This is a genomic window from Romboutsia weinsteinii (assembly GCF_002250835.2).
GTDB lineage: Bacteria > Bacillota > Clostridia > Peptostreptococcales > Peptostreptococcaceae > Romboutsia_A > Romboutsia_A weinsteinii.
On the sequence record NZ_NOJY02000009.1, the window covers coordinates 81,750 to 102,972 of the forward strand.

General features: G+C 28.1%; 22 protein-coding genes and 2 riboswitches. Of the genes, 15 read left to right on the forward strand and 7 right to left on the reverse strand.

Translation table 11 applies throughout. The features are described 5' to 3' along the window. Positions 1 to 43: 43 nt before the first annotated feature. Positions 44 to 1,372, reverse strand: a complete 1,329-nt coding sequence (locus CHL78_RS07055) for an FAD-dependent oxidoreductase (protein ID WP_094366083.1) — start codon at positions 1,370 to 1,372, stop codon at positions 44 to 46. A gap of 242 nt (positions 1,373 to 1,614) precedes the next feature. Between CHL78_RS07055 and CHL78_RS07060 the strand changes: the two genes are divergently transcribed. The 6 genes from CHL78_RS07060 (at position 1,615) to CHL78_RS07085 (ending at position 6,551) form a co-directional block, all read left to right on the forward strand. Further along, positions 1,615 to 1,845 carry a YgjV family protein gene (locus CHL78_RS07060; RefSeq protein WP_094366081.1) on the forward strand — a complete coding sequence of 77 codons (231 nt, stop codon included), beginning with the start codon at positions 1,615 to 1,617 and terminating at the stop codon, positions 1,843 to 1,845. 182 nt (positions 1,846 to 2,027) lie between these two features. Then, positions 2,028 to 2,759, forward strand: coding sequence for a 2,3-diphosphoglycerate-dependent phosphoglycerate mutase (gene gpmA / locus CHL78_RS07065; protein ID WP_094366079.1), 732 nt, complete (start codon positions 2,028 to 2,030; stop codon positions 2,757 to 2,759). 172 nt (positions 2,760 to 2,931) lie between these two features. Beyond that, the gene (locus tag CHL78_RS07070) at positions 2,932 to 4,074 is read left to right on the forward strand and encodes a DUF362 domain-containing protein (RefSeq protein ID WP_094366077.1); all 1,143 of its coding nucleotides are present in this window, start codon (positions 2,932 to 2,934) and stop codon (positions 4,072 to 4,074) included. 47 nt (positions 4,075 to 4,121) lie between these two features. Beyond that, positions 4,122 to 4,180, forward strand: a riboswitch (Fluoride riboswitch). Between the two features lie 45 nt (positions 4,181 to 4,225). Next, positions 4,226 to 5,455, forward strand: coding sequence for a cation:proton antiporter domain-containing protein (locus CHL78_RS07075; protein WP_094366075.1), 1,230 nt, complete (start codon positions 4,226 to 4,228; stop codon positions 5,453 to 5,455). Between the two features lie 166 nt (positions 5,456 to 5,621). Continuing rightward, complete coding sequence (locus CHL78_RS07080; RefSeq protein WP_094366073.1) at positions 5,622 to 6,263, forward strand: hypothetical protein; 642 nt, start codon at positions 5,622 to 5,624, stop codon at positions 6,261 to 6,263. A gap of 66 nt (positions 6,264 to 6,329) precedes the next feature. Then, a complete protein-coding gene (locus tag CHL78_RS07085) occupies positions 6,330 to 6,551 on the forward strand; it encodes a YdbC family protein (protein WP_094366071.1) in 222 nt (73 codons plus the stop codon). Positions 6,552 to 6,580: 29 nt separating this feature from the next. On the opposite strand, the gene CHL78_RS07090 is transcribed toward CHL78_RS07085, so the two are convergent. The 4 genes from CHL78_RS07090 to CHL78_RS07105 form a co-directional block, all read right to left on the reverse strand. Then, positions 6,581 to 6,763 carry a hypothetical protein gene (locus tag CHL78_RS07090; protein ID WP_094366069.1) on the reverse strand — a complete coding sequence of 61 codons (183 nt, stop codon included), beginning with the start codon at positions 6,761 to 6,763 and terminating at the stop codon, positions 6,581 to 6,583. Positions 6,764 to 6,856: 93 nt separating this feature from the next. After that, the gene (locus CHL78_RS07095) at positions 6,857 to 7,897 is read right to left on the reverse strand and encodes a PIG-L family deacetylase (RefSeq protein WP_094366067.1); all 1,041 of its coding nucleotides are present in this window, start codon (positions 7,895 to 7,897) and stop codon (positions 6,857 to 6,859) included. Between the two features lie 143 nt (positions 7,898 to 8,040). Continuing rightward, positions 8,041 to 8,541, reverse strand: a complete 501-nt coding sequence (locus CHL78_RS07100) for a spore coat protein (RefSeq protein ID WP_094369095.1) — start codon at positions 8,539 to 8,541, stop codon at positions 8,041 to 8,043. A gap of 65 nt (positions 8,542 to 8,606) precedes the next feature. Further along, positions 8,607 to 8,906 carry a (2Fe-2S)-binding protein gene (locus CHL78_RS07105; protein ID WP_094369094.1) on the reverse strand — a complete coding sequence of 100 codons (300 nt, stop codon included), beginning with the start codon at positions 8,904 to 8,906 and terminating at the stop codon, positions 8,607 to 8,609. Positions 8,907 to 9,072: 166 nt separating this feature from the next. Here CHL78_RS07105 and CHL78_RS07110 point away from each other — a divergent pair, with 166 nt between their 5' ends. The 6 genes from CHL78_RS07110 to CHL78_RS07135 all read left to right on the forward strand — a co-directional run bounded on the left by CHL78_RS07110 (position 9,073) and on the right by CHL78_RS07135 (position 14,782). Beyond that, complete coding sequence (locus CHL78_RS07110; protein WP_094369093.1) at positions 9,073 to 10,251, forward strand: iron-containing alcohol dehydrogenase; 1,179 nt, start codon at positions 9,073 to 9,075, stop codon at positions 10,249 to 10,251. 102 nt (positions 10,252 to 10,353) lie between these two features. Beyond that, the gene (locus tag CHL78_RS07115) at positions 10,354 to 10,611 is read left to right on the forward strand and encodes a hypothetical protein (protein WP_094369092.1); all 258 of its coding nucleotides are present in this window, start codon (positions 10,354 to 10,356) and stop codon (positions 10,609 to 10,611) included. Between the two features lie 132 nt (positions 10,612 to 10,743). After that, complete coding sequence (locus CHL78_RS07120) at positions 10,744 to 11,565, forward strand: nitroreductase family protein (protein ID WP_094369091.1); 822 nt, start codon at positions 10,744 to 10,746, stop codon at positions 11,563 to 11,565. Between the two features lie 77 nt (positions 11,566 to 11,642). Further along, positions 11,643 to 12,725: an NADH:flavin oxidoreductase gene (locus CHL78_RS07125; protein WP_094369090.1), complete on the forward strand. Its 1,083-nt coding sequence runs from the start codon at positions 11,643 to 11,645 to the stop codon at positions 12,723 to 12,725. Positions 12,726 to 12,853: 128 nt separating this feature from the next. Continuing rightward, positions 12,854 to 13,765, forward strand: a complete 912-nt coding sequence (locus CHL78_RS07130; RefSeq protein WP_094369089.1) for a DUF7507 domain-containing protein — start codon at positions 12,854 to 12,856, stop codon at positions 13,763 to 13,765. Positions 13,766 to 13,864: 99 nt separating this feature from the next. Further along, complete coding sequence (locus CHL78_RS07135; protein WP_094369088.1) at positions 13,865 to 14,782, forward strand: DUF11 domain-containing protein; 918 nt, start codon at positions 13,865 to 13,867, stop codon at positions 14,780 to 14,782. Between the two features lie 64 nt (positions 14,783 to 14,846). Here the strand turns inward: CHL78_RS07135 and CHL78_RS07140 are convergent, their stop codons facing one another. After that, positions 14,847 to 15,026 (reverse strand): hypothetical protein, encoded by a 180-nt coding sequence (locus CHL78_RS07140; RefSeq protein ID WP_094369087.1) that lies wholly within the window; start codon positions 15,024 to 15,026, stop codon positions 14,847 to 14,849. A gap of 160 nt (positions 15,027 to 15,186) precedes the next feature. After that, positions 15,187 to 15,289: riboswitch (SAM riboswitch) on the forward strand. Between the two features lie 68 nt (positions 15,290 to 15,357). Between CHL78_RS07140 and CHL78_RS07145 the strand changes: the two genes are divergently transcribed. From CHL78_RS07145 to CHL78_RS07155, 3 genes are all read left to right on the forward strand, one after another. Continuing rightward, complete coding sequence (locus CHL78_RS07145; RefSeq protein ID WP_116041304.1) at positions 15,358 to 16,674, forward strand: Na+/H+ antiporter NhaC family protein; 1,317 nt, start codon at positions 15,358 to 15,360, stop codon at positions 16,672 to 16,674. Between the two features lie 559 nt (positions 16,675 to 17,233). Then, positions 17,234 to 17,902, forward strand: a complete 669-nt coding sequence (gene pgmB / locus CHL78_RS07150; protein ID WP_094367775.1) for a beta-phosphoglucomutase — start codon at positions 17,234 to 17,236, stop codon at positions 17,900 to 17,902. A gap of 22 nt (positions 17,903 to 17,924) precedes the next feature. Next, on the forward strand, positions 17,925 to 20,243 hold the full coding sequence (locus CHL78_RS07155) for a family 65 glycosyl hydrolase domain-containing protein (RefSeq protein WP_094367774.1): 2,319 nt from the start codon (positions 17,925 to 17,927) through the stop codon (positions 20,241 to 20,243). A gap of 57 nt (positions 20,244 to 20,300) precedes the next feature. Here the strand turns inward: CHL78_RS07155 and CHL78_RS07160 are convergent, their stop codons facing one another. After that, the gene (locus CHL78_RS07160; RefSeq protein ID WP_094367773.1) at positions 20,301 to 21,059 is read right to left on the reverse strand and encodes a DeoR/GlpR family DNA-binding transcription regulator; all 759 of its coding nucleotides are present in this window, start codon (positions 21,057 to 21,059) and stop codon (positions 20,301 to 20,303) included. Positions 21,060 to 21,223: the final 164 nt, after the last annotated feature.

Consider the following 21,223-nt stretch of genomic DNA (forward strand, 5'->3'; position numbering starts at 1 on the left):
CTTTAGGAAAATATAATCCAAAAGGGTATTTTAATGTACTTATTTATAAAGCTTTAAGTGCAGCTATATTTAATAAGCTCCATGGCTTATTAAAATGTGGTTGGAAGAAGAAATCTGTCATTGCTAGCTCCTCAACAGTCATCTCATTTTGTATAGCTACTGATAATGTATTCATAAATTGAGTTAGATCAATTTTAGAGATTATTTGTCCGCCTACAACTTTTCTTGTATCTTCATCATAAACTAATTTCAGTTTTGCCTCTTCAAATGTAGGCATAAACTCTGGTCTATAGTTATCTACAACTGTTACAGATTTAACATTTAAAGATGTAGTATTTTTAGCAACTTCTTCAGTAAGACCAGTAGATGCTATATTTAAGTCATATATTTTTATTCCTGAAGTACCTTGTGTACCCATATATTTTAAAGTAGGATTTAATAAATTTCTAGCAACTAACGTACCCATTCTAACTGCATTTGTAGCTAATGGTATATATCTATTTTCATTAGCTGGATTAAATCTTACAACACAGCAGTCTCCAGCTGCAAATACATCTTCTTTACTTGTTCTCATATATTCATCTATTATTATTGCACCATTAGGTAAAGTGTCTAACTTACCTTGAACTAACTTACTATTTGGAGCAAATCCTATACATAATACTACTAAATCGGCTTTATATTCACCTTTATCAGTTACAACTGTATTAACCTTATCTGTACCAATAAACTTTTGAACTTTTTGTCCTAATACTAAATTAACACCTTTATTTTTAAATTCAGCTTCTGCCATATCTGTAAAGTCTTTATCTAGATATTTTGCCATTATTCTATCTTCAGCATCTATTAAAGTAATATTCTTATTTTTTATCTCAAAAGCTTCTGCTAATTCCACTCCAATATAACCAGCACCTATAACTACAACATTTTGACTTTCATCAGATTTTTCTATTATAGTTTTAGCATGATCATAATTTTTGCATAAGACTATATTATCTAAATCTCCACCTTCAAACTTAGGAACTATAGGCCATGATCCTAAAGTAAGTACTAATTTATCATAATTATCTTCAAAAATCTCATTAGATACTAAGTTTTTAACTGAAAGTTTTTTATTATCGAAATCTATGTCTAATACCTCATGTTTCATATTAGTTATTATCCCAGAAGATGCTAAATTTTCTGGTGAGTTATAAAATAATTTCTCAACTTCAGTAACAACATTTGAAACACTCAATGCTATTCCACAAGATAAGAAAGATATATTATCATTTTTTTCATATATAGTAATTTGACTCTCAGGGTAAAGTTCTTTCATATTAACTACTGCAGCAGTACCTGCATGTGTACATCCAACAACAACTATTTTCATAAAACTACCTCCAAATTTATTATTAGATAAAATATTCACAATATATGTATACCCGACTTGTTAAGTTTAAAACATATTATCATAATTTATTATTAATATTTAATAAAATAAAATACATATTAGTTATTCTTTAGGGTTTATTCTTTAGATTTTGAATAAGAGAAGAAATTTTTTGTTTTTACAATAATTATATATAAAAAAACAAAGACTAGTATTAATAAACTGAAAAAGGAGGATTTTTTATGTTTAGTGTTAATCCAATTGAATGGATTGGGTATCTAGCTTCTATATTAATTGTAATATCTTTAACCATGTCAAATATTAAAAAGCTTAGAATAATAAACTCTTTAGGATGTTTAGCATTTGTCATATACGGAGTAGCAGTTAAAGCATATCCTGTTGCCATTTCAAACTTTGCTATTGTAATAATAAATCTTTACTATTTGTATAAACTTAAAAATAGCAACAACTAGATAAATTGATTTTACATAGATTTCAATTTAAAAGTTAATAATTATATTAGGTATTATAAAATAATAAAAAGTGAAAATTAAGCATAAGATAAAAAGAATATCTTATGCTTTTTATCTTATTTAAGATATTTTGTTTTTATGAAATTTATCGAAATAGAAACGATTTGAAAGGAGATATAAATTTGAAAAAAATAGTTTTAATTAGGCATGGTCAAAGTGTTTGGAACTTAGAAAATAGATTTACGGGTTGGACAGATGTAGACTTATCTGAAAATGGACTAAATGAGGCTAGAAAAGCAGGAAGAATTCTAAAAGAAAATGGTTTTACATTTGATTTTGCATATACATCAGTACTAAAAAGATCTATAAGAACTTTATGGATAATACTACATGAAATGGATCTTATGTGGATTCCTGTTCATAAGTGCTGGAAATTGAATGAAAGACATTACGGAGCGCTACAAGGACTTAACAAAGAAGAAACTGCAAAAAAATATGGAGATGAGCAAGTTCATCAGTGGAGAAGATCTTTAAATATTGCACCACCACCACTTACAGAGGACGATGAGAGATACTCTGGCCATGATATAAAATATAAAGGTGTAGAAAAAAATAACATTCCACTTACAGAAAGTCTTGAGGATACTGAAAAAAGGGTATTAGAAGAATGGAATAATGTAATAGCACCAAAATTAAAAGAAGATAAAAAAATAATAATATCTGCTCATGGTAATACACTAAGAGCTTTAGTTCAATATTTAGATGATATGACAAGTGATGGAATAGCTAATTTAAATATACCAACTGGAACACCTCTTATATATGAGTTAGATGATAACTTAAAGCCAATAAGACACTATTATCTATCTTTAGAGGGTGTTATTGATGATGGAGAAATTCCAAAATATATATAGATAAAAATAGCTACTTAGTTTATAAAGTAGCTATTTTTATTATAGTAACTTTAAAGTTTTTAACTTAAGTTTTATTTCTTATACAGATAACAATAAGCTATAATAAAATTATATAAAATAAAAAATAGTAATTATAAAACGTGAATATAAAGTATTTAAAAGGGGAATGTTGATGAAAGCAGTTGGACTAAGAAGTTGTAATAATTACAACTATGAAGAAGTAAAATCTCAGATGGAAAAATTATTAAATGACATAGGAGGGATAGAGAAATACATAAAAAGAGGCAGTAAGGTATTTATAAAGTTAAATTTGCTTATGAAAAAAAGACCTGAAGAAGTAGCAACTACTAACCCAATGATATTAAAGGTATTAGCTGAGAAGCTATTGGAGCTAAATTGTAAAGTGATTGTAGGAGATAGTCCAGGTGGACCTTATACAAAATCTGCACTAAAAGGGGTATATAAAACCTGTGGAATAGAAGAAGTGTGTGAAGCACTTGATATAGAATTAAATTATGACACATCTGAAGTAAAGGTTGAGAATAAAGATGGTAAAATACTTAAATACATGAAAGTAATAAAGCCAATAACTGAGGTAGATCATGTAATAAATGTATGTAAACTAAAGACTCATGCAATGGCTACTTTTACAGGTGGTGTAAAAAACTTATTTGGAGTTATACCAGGTGTATCAAAAGCGGAATATCATTTCAAAATGCCTGAGGTAAAAGATTTTACAGAAGCATTAGTTGATATTTGTAAATATGTATCTCCAATGTTAACAATAATGGATGGAGTAATTGGTATGGAGGGTGAAGGTCCATCTGCCGGAACGCCACGTAAGGTTGGAGTTATACTTGCCTCAGAAAGTCCATATGCGATAGATGTTGTTGCATGTAATATTATTAACTTAGATCCAAACAAAGTCCCAACAGTACAAAGATGTATTGAAAGAGGATTTTTAGAACAAGACTTTTCTGATATTAAAGTAATAGGAGATAAAGTAGAAGATAAAATTATAAAGGATTACAAAATACCTACAAACCGAAGTATAAGTTTTTTAAGAGGCGTTGTTCCTAAGAAAGTAGAATTGTTTGTTAATAAAAGATTAGCAGGAAAACCAGTAATAGCATATAAAGACTGCATAAAGTGTGGTGAGTGTGCAAGAGTCTGTCCGGCTAAAATAATAGAAATGAAAGATATTGGTCCTGTAATAAATCTAGAACATTGTATAAGATGTTTTTGTTGTCATGAACTATGTCCTAAAAAAGCAGTAGATTTAAAAAGACCATTAATTTATAAATTTATTAAATAAATACAAGTTTACATTTTTATTATATTATGTTAATATATTGTTATAATAATTTTACCGGCGATGGTGTTCGCCATTAAATGCGAAAGCTAATGACTCCTACTCTCTATTGAGGGTAGGAGTCTATTTTTTTACGCGCAGAAAGGAGAAGAATATGGTAATAATTTTGAGTTTATTAATAATAGGTTTTCTATCTAATTACAGTGGAAAATTAGTAGAAAAAATAAAGCTACCATCATTAATAGGTATGATGATGATAGGGATGATATTAGGTCCATCATATTTAAACTTCATTCCTAAAGAAACATTAAATATAGCACCAATGGTTAAAGAAATAGCACTTGTAACAGTGCTATTTATAGGAGGACTAGGGATTAGTGTTTCTCAAATAAAGCAAATTGGAAGGCCAGCAGTGCTTTTAAGTATAGTCCCGGCTATATTAGAAGGCTTTGCAATCGCATTATTGTCAATGATATTTTTGAAATTTTCATTTATACAAGGTGCAATACTTGGATTTATAATAGCTGCGGTTAGTCCAGCAGTACTTATTCCAAATATGATATCACTAATAGATAGAAAAATTGGTCAAGATAAGGCAATACCACAGATGTTATTAGTTGGAGCAAGTGCAGATGATACTATTGCAATTACCTTATTCACAACATTTCTAGGAATTTATATGCAAAAAAACAGTGGTGAAAATATATCTCTAGTAATTCAGATTATATCAATACCTGCTACATTACTATTAAGTATAGGAGTAGGGTATGTAGTATTTAAATTAAGTAAAAATATTATAACTGCTAGTAGTAATAATATTAGTAAAGTAATTATAGCCTTTTCAATATGCATAGGAATGAGGTTTGTTGAGAAAAACATGCATTTAGAAATATTTAATTCATTACTCTCAGTAATGGTTTATGGATTTTTTATAAGAAATTACATTGAATCTGACTCTAAAATAATTTTAGGTAGCATGAATCTGATATGGAAGACTGGAAAGTTATATTTATTTTCATTTGTTGGTATGGCTATAAATCCGACACTAGTAGGTGAATATTTATTAGTTGGAATAATTATGCTTAGTATTTCTTTATTTATAAGATCGATAGGTGTATTAATATCCTTATTAGGTACAAATTTGACTATGAAGGAAAAATTTTTCTGTGTTATAGCTTACTTACCAAAGGCAACCGTTCAATCTGCCAAAGCATCTATTCCTCTTCAAATGGGGGTTTCAGGAGGAGAAATTATGCAAGCTATAGCAATACTTAGTGTACTAGTAACTGCTCCTATAGGCGCAATAGGAATAAATATGACTAGTGATAAATTATTATCTACCCCAGATAAAATAAATGACATTAAAGAGTTGTATTATACTTAAAATAAGCAAAATACTCTTATTAAAAATTTATTTGTTATTATCTTGTAACTTAAGTTACCGAATAAAATACTTATTTTAGTATATTATAAGTACATCAATAGAGAAACTAAAGCAAGTAATTAAAGTTTTAAAATATAATAAATAATAAAATATGGGAGGTAAAATAATGAGTTTATTTTTAGGAAAGATACACTACTGGTTATTCAATAAAATATTATGGTTTGAAGGATTAGAAGATGAAATAATTAAGTTAGCGAAAGAAGAAGGGTTAGATATAGTTACTTTAAGCAATGAGATAAATACAAAATACGGAGGAAAATTACCTAATATGCCTCTAGAAGAAATGATAGATAAAGGCAATATTCATGGATGGTTGCAAGAAAAAATACGTGCTGCAGAAGGACGAATGGCTGCATGGACCTCTAATATAATTAAAAATGACAATGATGCATTTGTAAAAATAGAGAATATATATATGGGACAAGGAATTAAAGCAGCAAAAGAAGTTAAAACAGAAGAAATTGAGCTCAAAACTGCAAAAGATATATATAATAGTGTAAATGATTATATATTGGATGGTATGCCTTGTGATAGAGTAAATGAAGTTTTAATTTCTGATGAGGATAGAGTAGAGTGGAAGAGAAGAGTGTGTGTTCACAAAGAAATGTGGGAGAAAGAGAATCTTAATGTTGATGATTTTTATATTCTAAGAAGTTTATGGATTAAAGCATTTGTTAATACAGTAAATAGTGATTATGAATATATAGAACAAGAGAATGGTATTAAAGTAATTAAAAAATCTATATAAAAAGTAGCAATTACTCTTTTAAAAAGCAAGAATATGTTATATTCTTTTATATAGAGGTGATAGATAATGGCAAATATTAGTTATGAAATACTAGAAACTATAGGTGAAATTTCTAGTGGAGCAAAGGGATGGACTAAGGAACTTAACTTAATAAGTTGGAATAATAATGCTCCTAAGTTTGATTTAAGAGATTGGTCTCCTGAACATGAAAAGATGGGAAAAGGAATAACTCTTACAAACGATGAACTAAGAGCACTTAGAGATATTTTAAATGAAATGAATTTATAGAAAAATAAAAACCGTAAAAATTACGGTTTTTATTTATTATTATTATGTTTTTCAGGGTGGCAATTTGTTGCATACATTTCAGGAGACTTCTTACTAGTAGATGTCCATTGGTTATTATTTTCATCTTTTTGCTTTGCTCCTGCTTTACTAGTTAAAGTAGTATTTGCACCTGCCCACTGATTATTGCATTCGCATTTATTTTTTTTATCCATATCTATCTCCTTATTTTAGTCTTTTTATATATTTATTTTGACCAAAATCAGATAATAATATTTAGTGATAAATTAAAATTTATTATATATTAATCATCTAAAGCAGTTTATCTTATTCTTTTTCCAATCAATTCTTCCATCCTCATGAGTTAATCTATCTAAATTAGTAATAGGACCGTGCAAACTAACTTTTACTTCTCCATTTGAAATATGTTGTGATAAATTATCAAATAAATTTTTTGCAGAATACAGTCCAATAGCAAATCTTCCATTATCTAGATCAAATATTGAATATGATTCTATACCTTTTTTTATCTTTTCTATATCAGGTTTTGAATTTACAGTTGAAGTAATCAACTGTTCTATTGGAATTGAACTGTCAAAAAAATCTTTTACAACAAAATAAACATCTTTGACATCTAAGTCCATATATGTATTTAATAAAGCCCTTCCTAGAGTTTTATGGTCTTCGTGACTATCTAAAAAAGGTGAGTAAGTTACATGGGTAATATCACCATTATATTGATTATTAATATTTTTTATAATTTCTTCTATTTCGAATAAATAGTTTGGAAGATTACCATCAGGATATCCAAGTGTTATAATGTTATTTTTATCTATTCCTAAAAAACTTACAGCTTCATAAAATTCATTTGTCCTAGACTGGGAAAAGATATTATTTCTAATTTCTAGTTGTTTTTCACTATTTTCACTATATAAACCTTGATTTTTAGAATACTCATCTAGCTTATCAGATATTTTTTCTTTGTATCTAGCTTGTGTTCCATCACTAACAAGTATAATATGTACATTTTCTTTACCTACAGAATTAACTGCATTAATTATAGCTGAAGAAAAGAATAAAATTTCATCATCTTGGTGTGGTATATAAAAAATAACATTACTTTTAGTAAATTTTAGTTCTCCACTACTTTGTATATTATTGAGTTCATTTAATATTTGTAGCTTATTTTCGAGTACTTCATTAGGGGTAGTAAGATCTAGTTGACTTAACTTATATTCTAATGTTATTTCAGCCAAAACTTTTTTATCTATAGCAAAAAATATAAACACCATCGATACTGTAATAATAAATATTATTAGTATAATATTTTTATGTCTTTTTTTCTTCATATTCCCCCTCCTTATTATATTTATCTACATTATTATATAATAAATTACATTTATTGCAAAATCAAAATTAAAATATATAAAAATAAACGGTAACATTTAGCTAGGTTACCGTTTATTTTTATATATTAAATTTATACTATATACTAGTTGTACATACCATGCTTACTCATATAGTCGTATATTTGGTAACCGTGTTCTTGTTCTTCTTTTTGAATATGGTTTAAGACTTGTCTTGCATTAGTATCTTTAAATTCAAAAATAGTAGTATTGTATGTAGATGATACATATTTCTCTGTAGATAGACAGTCTTGACATAACATTTTATCGTTTTGATTATATCTACTACCTTGATTCATTTGTAAATTTGGCATAGATGAAGAACTTAAATTTGGCATACTATTTTGTTGTTGACTTTGTTGAGAGCCTTGACCTTGTTGTTGATTAACATTTGGAACAACTCCGCTTAATAATTGGTTAATAGAATTTAAATGTTGTTGTTCATGTTGAGCAATTTGATTAAATAAATTTTTTAGTTCTGGATCACTAGCTTTAGTAGCGTAATCTTTATACTTTGATACACATAGCTCTTCATGGCTTTTTTCATCTTCTAATAATAATCTTTCTTTTGTAGTTAAATTTATCATAAAAACACCTCCATTATTATGTTGTATAATAAGAAAAAAATTATACATTAATTGTAAAAAATAAATTATTTTGTAGTATCGATTATGTTATTTAAAAGTCCTTTACATCTACCACAAGCAGTACCTGCCTTAGTTACTTCACCAATCTTCTCAACAGTATCTGCACCATTTTGAATAGCTTTAACCACTTCTTCTACAGAAACACTTCTACATTTACATGCATTTTGTAATATTGATTCTATATCATTTTTAAGGTCTGTAGTATCAATAGTTATGTCAGTCATATCTTTAATATCATCTAAAGTTCTTGCGCCATTTGACATTGCATTTCTAACTTTTATATAGTCATCAGTTATTATTTTCATATTCTACCTCCATTATTTTGCATTGCATATTAGTAATATTTTGTACTGATTTTTAGATAATATTCAAAAGTAATAATTGACAATATTTTATATTAACTTGACAAAAGTATTATCAAGGTTTATAAAGAATACTGTAACGTAATTACAGTAATGAAGGAGATTTAGTATGTTAAATTTTGATTATGAAAATAAAACTAGAATAATATTTGGAGAAGATACACACAAGACTGTCGGAGAAGTTTTAAAACCTCATGCAAGTAAGGTACTACTTCATTATGGTGGTGGAAGCATAAAAAGTACTGGAGTATATGATGATGTTATTAACTCATTAAAAGCAAATAACATAGATTTTGTAGAGCTTGGGGGAGTAAAACCTAACCCAAGACTGTCTCTGGTTAATGAAGGTATAAAGCTGTGTATAGAAGAAAATGTAGACTTTATACTTGCTGTAGGAGGAGGAAGTGTTATAGATTCAGCAAAAACTATTGCTTTAGGTGCTAAAAATGAAGGTGATGTTTGGGATTTCTTCTTAACTAATAAAGATAATAATGGAGCCTTGCCAACATCTACAATATTAACTATACCTGCAGCTGGAAGTGAAGCAAGCAGTGGAGCAGTTATAACAAATGAGGACAAAGAGCTTAAGCTGTCTTATGGAAGAGAAAATCTTCGTCCTATTTTTAGTATCATAAACCCTAAGATTTACTTTACACTTCCTGCTAATCAGATTGCAAATGGTGTATGCGATATGATGATACATATTATGGAGAGATATTTTACTAATACAAAGAACACTGAATTAATAGATGGATTATGTGAGAGTACATTAAAAACTATTATGAAAAATGCACTAATATTAAAAGAAGATAATAAAAATTATGAAGCATGGTCTGAAATAGCTCTTGCTGGAACAATTGCACATAATGGTCTTCTTGGTATAGGTAGAGAGCAAGACTGGGCATCTCATAATATAGAACATGAGCTTAGTGCTATATATGATGTAGCACACGGTGCTGGGTTAGCTGTTGTTACACCTGCTTGGATGACTTATGTTTACAAAACTAATGTAGATATGTTTGTACAATTTGCCATAAATGTTATGGGAGTAGATGTAGCTTATAGAGACAGTGATAAGATAGCGCTAGAAGGAATAAAGAGATTAAAGAATTTCTTTAGAGAAATGGAACTACCTTTAAGATTAGAGGATCTTAATATAGATGATAATAAGCTTGAGCTAATGGCAAAGAAAGCTACAAACTTTGAAAGTGGTAAAGAAAATCTTTTAGGTGGAGTTAAAAAGCTTAACTGGGAGGATGTATTTGCTATTTATAAATTAGCATTATAAATAATAAAGTACATAACTAATAAAAATATCATTGACTTATTATTAACTCTTTCTTAAACTATAAGAATATAGATTATTATAAATCGAAAGAGGATATTCAAAATGAAAGAATTTATGAAAAAAAACAGACATAATATTAGCAATATAATGAACGCAATAATAATTGTGATAGGTCTACTTTTAAAAAATGTAGTATTCGTATTTTTAGGGATACTATTAGTAGGTTTAAACTTTTATGTTTCAAAAGAAGAAAAGAAAACTGAAGAAAAAAAGGCTCAAATCAAAGCAGAGTTAAAAGCAAATAGAGAAAAAATGAGGGGAAATAAAAAGAAGAAATCAAAGAATAAAAAAAGAAGATAAATATAAATGGCGAACTTATAACAGGTTCGCCATTAATTATTATATAAATGTTATAAAATAAGCCTGGAAAAGGAAAATATGCTAATATATTTAGTATATATTAAAAATTAAGTTTATGGGAGTTGATTTTAGATGATGATAGTTGATAAAGACAAATGTATAGGGTGTGGACTATGTATAAAAGACTGTTTTGTTAGGGATATAGAAATACAAGATAATAAGGCTCATATAAAAAATAAAACTTGTATGAAATGTGGGCATTGCATAGCAATCTGCCCAAAGCATGCAGTATCAACAGATGAATATAGTATGGATGATGTAAAAGAATATAAGAAAGAAGATTTCAATATAGATGCAGATAAGTTACTTAATTTTATAAAATTTAGAAGAACAATAAGACAATTTAAAAATAAAGATGTTGAGAATAAAAAACTTGCTAAAATAATAGAGGCAGGAAGATTTACTCAAACAGGTGGTAATCTTCAAAATGTTTCTTATATAGTAGTAAAAGATAATATAAATGAACTAAAAGAAATGGTAATAGAAACTTTAAAGAATATGGGAGAGTATGTACTTAAAAACTCAACTCCTGAAAACAAGCAAATAGAAAAATATGCAAAAATGTGGTTAAGAATGCATAAAGCATATAAAGAAGATCCTAAAAAAAATGATATGCTTTTCTTCAATGCTCCAGCGGTAGTGTTAGTGGTATCTGATTCTGATGTTAATGGTGCACTAGCTTCATCTAATATGGAATTGATGACAAATGCATTAGATTTAGGAACATTCTTCAGTGGTTTTTTAGTTAGAGCGGCTCAATCAAATAAACATATTAATGATTATTTAGGCATTGAAGAAGGTAAAAAAATAGTAACATGTATGGTTATAGGCTACCCAGATACTAAATATTCTAGAACTGTACCTAGAAAAGATGCAGATATAACATGGAAATAATTGTATAATAATATAAGGATAGGAAATATAGTATGATTTCTATCCTTTTTTATTATTTGTAATACTGGAGGGGTAAAATGAATAGTTTATTTGATAGAGTTAAAATAGGAAATATTGAAGTGAAAAATAGGTTTATAAGATCAGCAACATGTGAGAAACTGTCTGACAGTGATGGACACAATAGAAAACAAATTCTATTTGACTACTATGAAGATCTAGCAAAGGGTGGTGTAGGAACAATTATTTCAAGCTTTGCGAAGATAGATAAAAATGAAATACCAAGCATAAATATGATGGGAATATATGATGATTCATTTATAGAAGAATATAAAAAGCTAACAAGTATAATTCATAAATACGATACGAAGGTAATTATGCAAATTGTATATGGTGGTTCTCAATCAAAAAATAACTCAAAAGATAATATAGTTTTTGGACCATCTTCTATTAAAAATCCATCAAGCAACATGACACCAATTGAAATGACCAAAGATAACATAAAATATATTATACAAAAATTTATTGATGCGGCAGTAAGAGCAGAAAAGTCAGGATTTGATGGAGTACAGCTTCATATAGCTCATGGATATTTACTAAGCCAATTTTTGTCTCCATATTTTAATAGAAGAAAAGACGAGTATGGTGGAAACATAGAAAATAGAGGAAGAATAATATATGAAATTTATGAAGGAATAAGGAGTGAAGCTGGAAAAAACTTTATAATATCAGTTAAAATCAATAGTGACAATTTTATAGATGAAGATAGCTACAATATAGAAGAGTGTATTGAAGTATGCGAGACACTTGATAAAATGGGAATTGATCTAATAGAGATAAGTGGAGGTATGGGTTGTTCAAGAGAAAATGAAGGTGCAATTAGAAAGGTAAAGACTAAAGATGATGAGGCTTATTTTAGAGAGAATACATCTAAGGTAGCTAATATAGTTGATTCACCAGTAGCCATAGTTGGTGGGCTTAGAAGTATCGATATAATGGAAGACATTATAAATAAGGAAAAAATTGAATTTATATCAATGTCAAGACCTTTACACAGTGAACCAGATTTAATAAATAAATGGAAATTAGATAAAAATACAAAGCTTAGATGCATATCATGTAATCAATGTAATAAAGGTGGTAAAATATGTGTTTTTAGATAGATTACTAACTCTATAGAAGCAACAACAAAGTGACTATAAAATAATACAATAAAATTAAAAGTGTCACAAAACGATGAAAAAAATAATAATATGCTATTGAACACAAATATATATAGGAGAGTGTTTTAATGGCAACTACTAAAAAAATAAAAAATATAGCTAACATAAGCTATCAATATCAGCCAGATGCAACAATAGATATCGTAGAAAATGCATCTCTAGTATCCCCTGTTTCTAGTGAAGATATAGTAGAAGCCGGTGTACCTAGCTTTACATTAACTGATATATCACATACTAATTTTTTAAAACCTGGTAATGTAGTAACTTATAACCTTTCAATAGTAAATACAGGTAATGTATCTTTTTCAAATATAGTAATAAAAAATGATGGAGCATCAAATTTAACTTTTTCTAAAGATAATATTAAGGTTTATATTGATGGTGTAGCAGCAGATTCTGGAGAAATAGCCTTTGCAACTAACCAATTTACTATAACTCCTGCATCTGGTATAGCTGAGGACAAAGAAGTTGTAGCATTGATAACTGCAAAAGATAGTGGAACAGGAGCAGTTGCAGGAGAAGATTTTGCTAATGAAATATCAATTGGGTATTCATACAAAGATCCACTAAATACAGGTGGAGCAGATATAGTAGTAGCACCTGTAGATGCACAAAAACTTAATTTATCAACAACTTACAGCTTCGCTAATATTACAAATGTAGCAAAAGCAATGAACACAAAGCCACAAGCAGTTGGTGGAGCAATGACATATACATTAACATTAGAAAATAGCGGAAATGTAGATGCTATAAATGTAGAGATAAAAGATCTTATACCAAAAGAAATGACATATACATCAGTAGCAGGAACAAAATTAGTACCCGGAGGAACTAGTGAAGACCTTTCTTTATCAGGAGCAACAGACTCAGAAAATCTTTTGACTATAACTGGGATTGTAGTTCCTGCTGCTAAATTAGTAGATACTACTTTAACTAATGGTGAAGCGACTATAACAATAACTGGAACATATACTGGATAATTATATAAAATCAAAAAAGCGATGTTTTTTAATATCGCTTTTTTCTAAAATTAAATATTATTAATAAATAAGATAAGTTACATTAAGGAGTTAACCTATATGGAAGATAAATATGATAAGAAAATATCTAGTATTATATATGAATATCAGCCAGATTTATTAATTGAAAATATTGAAAAAGATTCAACTATATTAATTGAAAAAGATACAAAACCAATAGTGCCAAATTTATATATAAATAAAATATCAGGAAAAAAATATTCTAAACCAGGAGATATAATAGACTATACTGTTATACTAGCTAATAAAGGAAACATAAACTTTAATAAATTAGTAGTGCTAGATAATATGCCTAAAGAATTAACATATATAAATCAAAGTATAGAAGTTATAGTTAATACAGATGCTCTAGAATATAGATTGGATTATTACTTAGAAATTGATGATATAGAAAATAGACTAAAAATAGTCATAAATAAAATAATATATACAGGAGATATAGTAATTGTAAATTTTAATGCAGAAATAGATAATAATACATCTACAGAAGTATTAAAAAATGAGATAAGATTAGGTTACTCTTATATTGATGAAGATAAAAGTCTAGAAATAAATCCGCTAGATAAAGAGATAGCTGATGCATATACTTTAACTTATATGGAATATGCAAGTCTAACTGTTACAAAATGTATAGATAAGTATCCTAGCAATATTGGAGATACAATGAGCTATAAATTAGAATTAATAAATAATGGAAATCTAAAAGCAATTAATGTAAAGATAGAAGAGTATGTCTTAGAAGACATGTATTATAGTAAAGCAGAAGGAGAAATACAAGAACCTGGAAAAGAAAAAGCAAAGTTTGAACCGCAAGCTATATTAAATGATAATAATTTACTTATAATTACAAAAATAGAAGTGCCTCAAGGCAGGTATATTGAATCTAGCTTGGGAGAGTTTGATTTCATTCCAGGTAAATCAGTAATTACTATATATGGAGAGTATAGAGGAGAATAATTATAATATTACTTAAATCTGTATTACATAAATACAAAAAGTATAAGTGATAAGTAAATAATACTTATTCATCTATACTATCGTGAACTATATGCACTACTAATCCTATTACAGCAACTAATAATAATGTTAAAGACTTGCCAGATTGTTGAATAGTCATTAAAATATTAGATTGAAAAATATTAAACATTATTAAGGTTAAGACAATAGAAAAAATTAATCTATATAAGTTTTTGCTTTGCATAGGTACCTCCTTTGTGCTATATTTTGATGGATAATCTTTAAAATATATAATTCGATGCTGAATAAGAATAACCTTTTTTAGAAAATTATGTACAATTAATTAAGTTATACTATTGACAACTGTAAGAAAATTTTGTAATATGAGATGAGAAAATTTAATACTCTTATCAAGAGCGGTGGAGGGACTGGCCCTATGAAGCCCGGCAACCAGTATATTTTATATACGGGTGCTAAATCCTGCAGCATTTTGCTGGTAGATGAGTATAGTTATGCTTTTAAAGCCTGAGTTTATGCTCAGGCTTATTTTAATACATAAAAAAGGAGAAATAGACATGAAAAGTCAAATCAACAAAGGAAATCCTATGGCCTTATTGCCATTAGGTATATTTTTATTACTATTTGTAGGAAGTGGAATTATAACAGGTGATTTTTATAAGATGCCAGTATTAGTTGCGTTTATTATTGCAGCAGCTTTTGCACTTATATTTAACAGAAAAGAAAGTCTTCAGACGAAGATAGAAGTATTTTGTAAAGGCGCAGGTGACTTTAATATTATATTAATGGTTATGATATTTGTTTTAGCAGGTGCTTTTTCAAGTGTTGCAAAATCAATGGGTGGAGTAGACTCAACAGTAAATTTAAGTTTATCTGTATTACCTCCAAATCTTTTATTATCAGGACTATTTATAATAGCATGCTTTATATCTGTTTCAATGGGAACGTCAATGGGAACAATAGCAGCTTTAGGACCAATAGCTCTTGGTGTTGCAGAGAAAACAGGAATGCCAATAGCTTTAGTTATAGGAGCAGTAGTAGGTGGAGCTATGTTTGGTGATAATTTATCAATGATATCTGATACGACAATAGCTGCAACAAGAACACAAGGGTGTGAATTAAAGGACAAGTTTAAGACAAACTTCTTAATAGTTCTTCCAGCAGCAATAATTACGGCAGTATTACTAGCTGTAGTAGCATCAGGATATGATGGTGTAGTAAAAGAATCATATAGTTATGAGATAGTTAAAGTATTACCTTATCTAGCAGTACTAATAGGTGCATTATGTGGTGTTAATGTATTTGTATTATTAGGTTCAGGGATATTATTTGCAGGAGCTATAGGAATATTTTCAAATGCATTTGATGTATTAGGTTTTATAAACGCTGTATCAGATGGTATAGTTGGAATGCAAGAAATATGTCTTTTAGTAATAGTTGTAGGTGGAGTAGTTGAAATAATTAAGTTTAACGGTGGTATAGACTTTATACTTTACTTCATAACAAGTAAAATAAAGAGCAAAAAAGGTGCTGAGTTTGGAATAGCAGCTTTAGTAAGTATAGTTGATTTATGTACAGCTAATAATACTATAGCAATAGTAACAGCTGGACCACTAGCAAAAGATATAGCTAAAGAGTATGACATAGATCCGAGAAAGAGTGCAAGTATATTAGATATATTCTCTTCTTGTTGGCAAGGTATGATTCCTTATGGAGCACAATTACTTACAGCTGCAGGTATTGCAGGAGTATCACCACTAGAAATATTAAGATACTTATACTATCCAGGTCTAATGTTAGTGTGCGGTATAATAGCAATATCATTTGGATTACCAAAACTTAAGGCAATAAAAGAAGATAAATTAGTTGCATAATTGTAAAAGCCATCTATATATAGATGGCTTTTGTAGTATAATAATAAGAAAATGACATGAGGGGGGAATACACATGATAAAGGATTACTATTGTCCAAAGTGTACATCTAAACTTGAGGTGTTTGACAGTTGAGGAGCGATAAGTTATTTTTGCAAGGTTTGCAAAACACTAGTATCAAGAAAAAAAATTTTGACTAAAGAAGAAGTAGAGAAAATAAAAATTGAGGAATATGAAGATATTGAAAAATTATAACGGAAAATAGCTTTATAAATTGTAAAAAATAATAAAATCATAGTAGGCTTAAGTAAAATTATTGATATTATAATTTAGTTCATATAAATAAAAACCATATTACAAATAAGTAATATTGTTTTTATTTATAGAATTTATTAAAGATAAGAGAGAAAATGGTTACGCAGGAGAAAGAGGAGTGTTATCATATAAAATATAAACATAATACAACCGATTGCATAAGTTTTGAAATTAGATAAGCCAATATATAGAGATAGAAGCAGGGTAATTTGAAGTTTTAAAAATATGTAATTAGGGGGGATAGTATTGGAAGCTTTCATATTTGATTTAGATGGTGTTATAACTGATACTGCGCACTATCATTATATAGCTTGGAAAGAACTTGCTAAAAGTATAAATATAGACATAGATGAAAAGTTCAATGAATCATTAAAAGGAATAAGTAGATTAGAATCTCTAGAAAGCATTTTAAAACTTAAAGGAAGAGAATATGATTTTAGTTATGAAGAAAAAGTAATATTAGCAAATAAAAAAAATGATTACTATAAAGAATTGATAAAAAATGTAACACCAAAAGATATTTTACCAGGCATAAAAGAACTACTAAATGAGACAAAAGATAAGGGAATAAAAATAGGATTAGCATCAGCAAGTAAAAATGCAGATGCAGTTTTACAAAATCTTCAACTTAAAGATTACTTTGATTTTGTAGCAGATGCTTCTAAATGTACACAAAGTAAACCGAATCCAGAGATATTTTTGATGGCAATAAAAGGTCTTAATGTAGATCCTAAAGATTGTATAGGATTTGAAGATGCAAGTGCTGGAATAGAAGCTATAAACTCAGCTAATATGTATTCAGTGGGTATTGGTGATGAAAATGTGCTAAAAGAGGCTAATTATATAGTAAAAAATACAACTGATCTAGACTTTAATACACTCATAAAGAAATATATACAATATTATAGTAAATAAGAAAAATTATGGGGGATTTATTATGCAACGTTTATTTAAGAATATAAATGAATGGAAGATAATACAAGATGAGATAGAAATTAAAGAAAATAGATTAGCTGAATCTATAATGAGTATAGGTAATGGATATATGGGGATGAGAGGTAACTATGAAGAATATTACTCAAAAGATAGTCACAGGGGTTCATATATAGCAGGGATTTGGTATCCAGATAAAACTCGAGTTGGTTGGTGGAAAAATGGATATCCAGAGTACTTTGGAAAAGTTCCAAATAGCGTAAATTTCATAGGTATAGATATATACATTAATGGGAAACAGCTTGATTTAGCTAAATTTAAGATAAAGAGTTTTTATAGAGAACTAGATATGAAAAATGGAGTTTTATCTCGTAAATTTACAGTAGATGTTGATGGATATGAAATAGAAGCAAGTGTTACTAGGTTTTTAAGTATAGTTACTAAAGAACTAGGTACTATAAAATACGATATAAAGGCTTTAAATTTCTCTGGAGAAGTAATGTTTGTTCCATATTTAGATTCAAATGTCAAAAATGAAGACTCTAACTATGAAGAAAATTTCTGGGTTAATTTAGAAAGCAATAGTAATGAAAACTATGGAAATATAGTTTGTAGAACAAAAGAAAATATATTCAATACAGAGATATTTACAGTTTGTGCTGCAATGGGTATAAAGTCTAGTAAAAAACCTAAAGAAGTTACTTTTAAAAATAAAGAATACTATAGTTCAAATACAATAGTACTTGATATTGAAAAAGATGAAACTGTAGGCATAGAAAAGTATGTAGCAATAACAACTACTAGAGATTATAATGAAAATGAATTAATCGAAGTTGCAAATAAAATATTAGTTAACGAAATTTCAAAAGGTTATGAGACTATATTAAAAGAGCAGTGTAATGCATGGAATAAAAGATGGGAAAGTGCAGATATAAATATAAGAGGAAATCAATTTGCACAGCAAGGTATAAGATATAACTTATTTCAATTATTCTCTACATACTATGGAGATGATGCAAGATTAAATATTGGGCCAAAAGGATTTACAGGAGAAAAGTATGGCGGAGCAACTTATTGGGATACAGAAGCGTATTGCCTTTCTCTATATCTTGCAACTACAAATAAAGAAATAGGAAAAAACTTATTAACATATAGGCATAATCAATTACAACAAGCAAAAGATAATGCAAAGCAGTTGGGTCTAAGTGGAGCACTATATCCTATGGTTACTTTTAATGGTGTAGAGTGTCACAATGAATGGGAAATTACATTTGAAGAAATTCATAGAAATGCAAGTATGGTTTATGCCATATACAATTATACTACTTACAATTCAGATAATAGCTATATAAAAGAAAAAGGAATAGATATTATAGTAGAAGTAGCAAGATTTTGGGAAAGTAGAGTACACTATTCGCCAAGGAAAGAAATGTATATGATTCATGGTGTTACAGGACCAAATGAATATGAAAATAACGTAAATAATAACTGGTACACAAACTATATGGCTAAATGGTGTTTAGAATATGCTTGTGAAAACATAGAAATGCTAAAAATTGAGTGTCCAGAAGCTATAGATAGAAACCATGTAACTATAGAAGAATCCAGCAACTGGCTAAATATTGCACAAAAGATGTATCTTCCTTATGATAAGGATTTAGATATATTTGTTCAACATGATACTTATTTAGATAAAGAATTTATAAAAGTAAATGAGTTATCTAAAGAAAATTTACCTCTAAATCAAAATTGGTCTTGGGATAAGATACTTAGATCTTGTTTTATAAAGCAAGCTGACGTATTACAAGGTATTTACTACTTTAGCGAAAGGTTTAGTAAAGAGCAAATAAAGAAAAACTTTGATTTCTATGAGATGTATACAGTCCATGAATCATCACTATCAGCATGCATATATTCTATAATTGCATCAAAAGTTGATAATTTAGATAAAGCATATGAGTTATATTCAAGGGCAGCGAGGCTTGATTTAGATAACTACAATAATGATACTGAAGATGGGCTTCATATAACTTCTATGTCAGGAGCTTGGCTTTGTATAGTACACGGGTTTGCAGGTATGAAGGTTTTAGGTAATAAACTTCATTTTGAACCAAAACTTCCCAATAATTTGCAAGGATACTCATTTAATATAAATTATAGAGATACTACTTTAAATATAGAGGTTGATGAAGAGTTGGTTAATATTAAAAATACTGGTGATAAATCTGTTGAAATTAATTTATACGGGCAAGACTACAATCTAGAAGATAAGATACAAGTAAGTTTATATAAAATAAGTAATAATGCAGAGAGTAATGCATAATTAAACAGATATAAAAAATAAGCTGTTTCAAATTTTGAAACAGCTTATTCAATAATATTAATCTGTAATTATCAAATTAATACTATTTTCTTTCGTATATTCAACATACTTTTTACTAGGTAAAGAATTAGTAATTATACTATTAACATCTCTTATATCAGCATAGGTAACTAGTGCAGCAGAATCAAACTTTGTTGAATCAACTAGCAAAAAAGACTCAGAAGATTTATCAATAGCAAGCCTTTTTATTTCAGATTCAAGTGGATGAGAGTTTGTAATTCCACCTTCAATCGATATTCCTGTAGATGCCATAAATGATTTATTAATGTTATACTTTCTTAACATTGAAATAGTATCAATTCCAACAAATGAATTAGTTTCTCTTATTAATGAACCAGGTAGTGTAATAATATTTAAATTTGGGTAATTTAAAGACTTAACTATTATTTCTAAGTTGTTAGTTAATATTGTTACATTATGTTTATCTTTCATATAATCTATCATATTTAATGTTGTAGTACCAGAGTCCATAAATATTATGTCTCCATCATTAACAAACTCAGCAGCACACCTACCTAAATCTATCTTAAAATTCATATTCTTAATATTTCTCTCATCAAAAGGTACTAATGAAGACTCATCATTTACAGATACTCCACCATAAACCTTTTTTATAGAACCTTTTAAAACAAGCTCATTAAGATCTCTTCTTATTGTATTCTTAGATACTTCAAATACTTCACATAAAGTATCTAAAGAAACTGTTTTATTTTCAATAATATAATTTTCTAAATCTAAGATTCTATTAGAACGCATTATTTTCACCTCCAAAACTTAATCAAATTATGTGTATATTTATAATTATACAATAGATATAACCATAAAGAAACCATTTGTTTGATAAAGTTAACAAAAACTTTATAAAAAGTTAATCAAAAAATAATAAAAAACTTTCGAAAAAATACTTGCGCTTTTGGTAT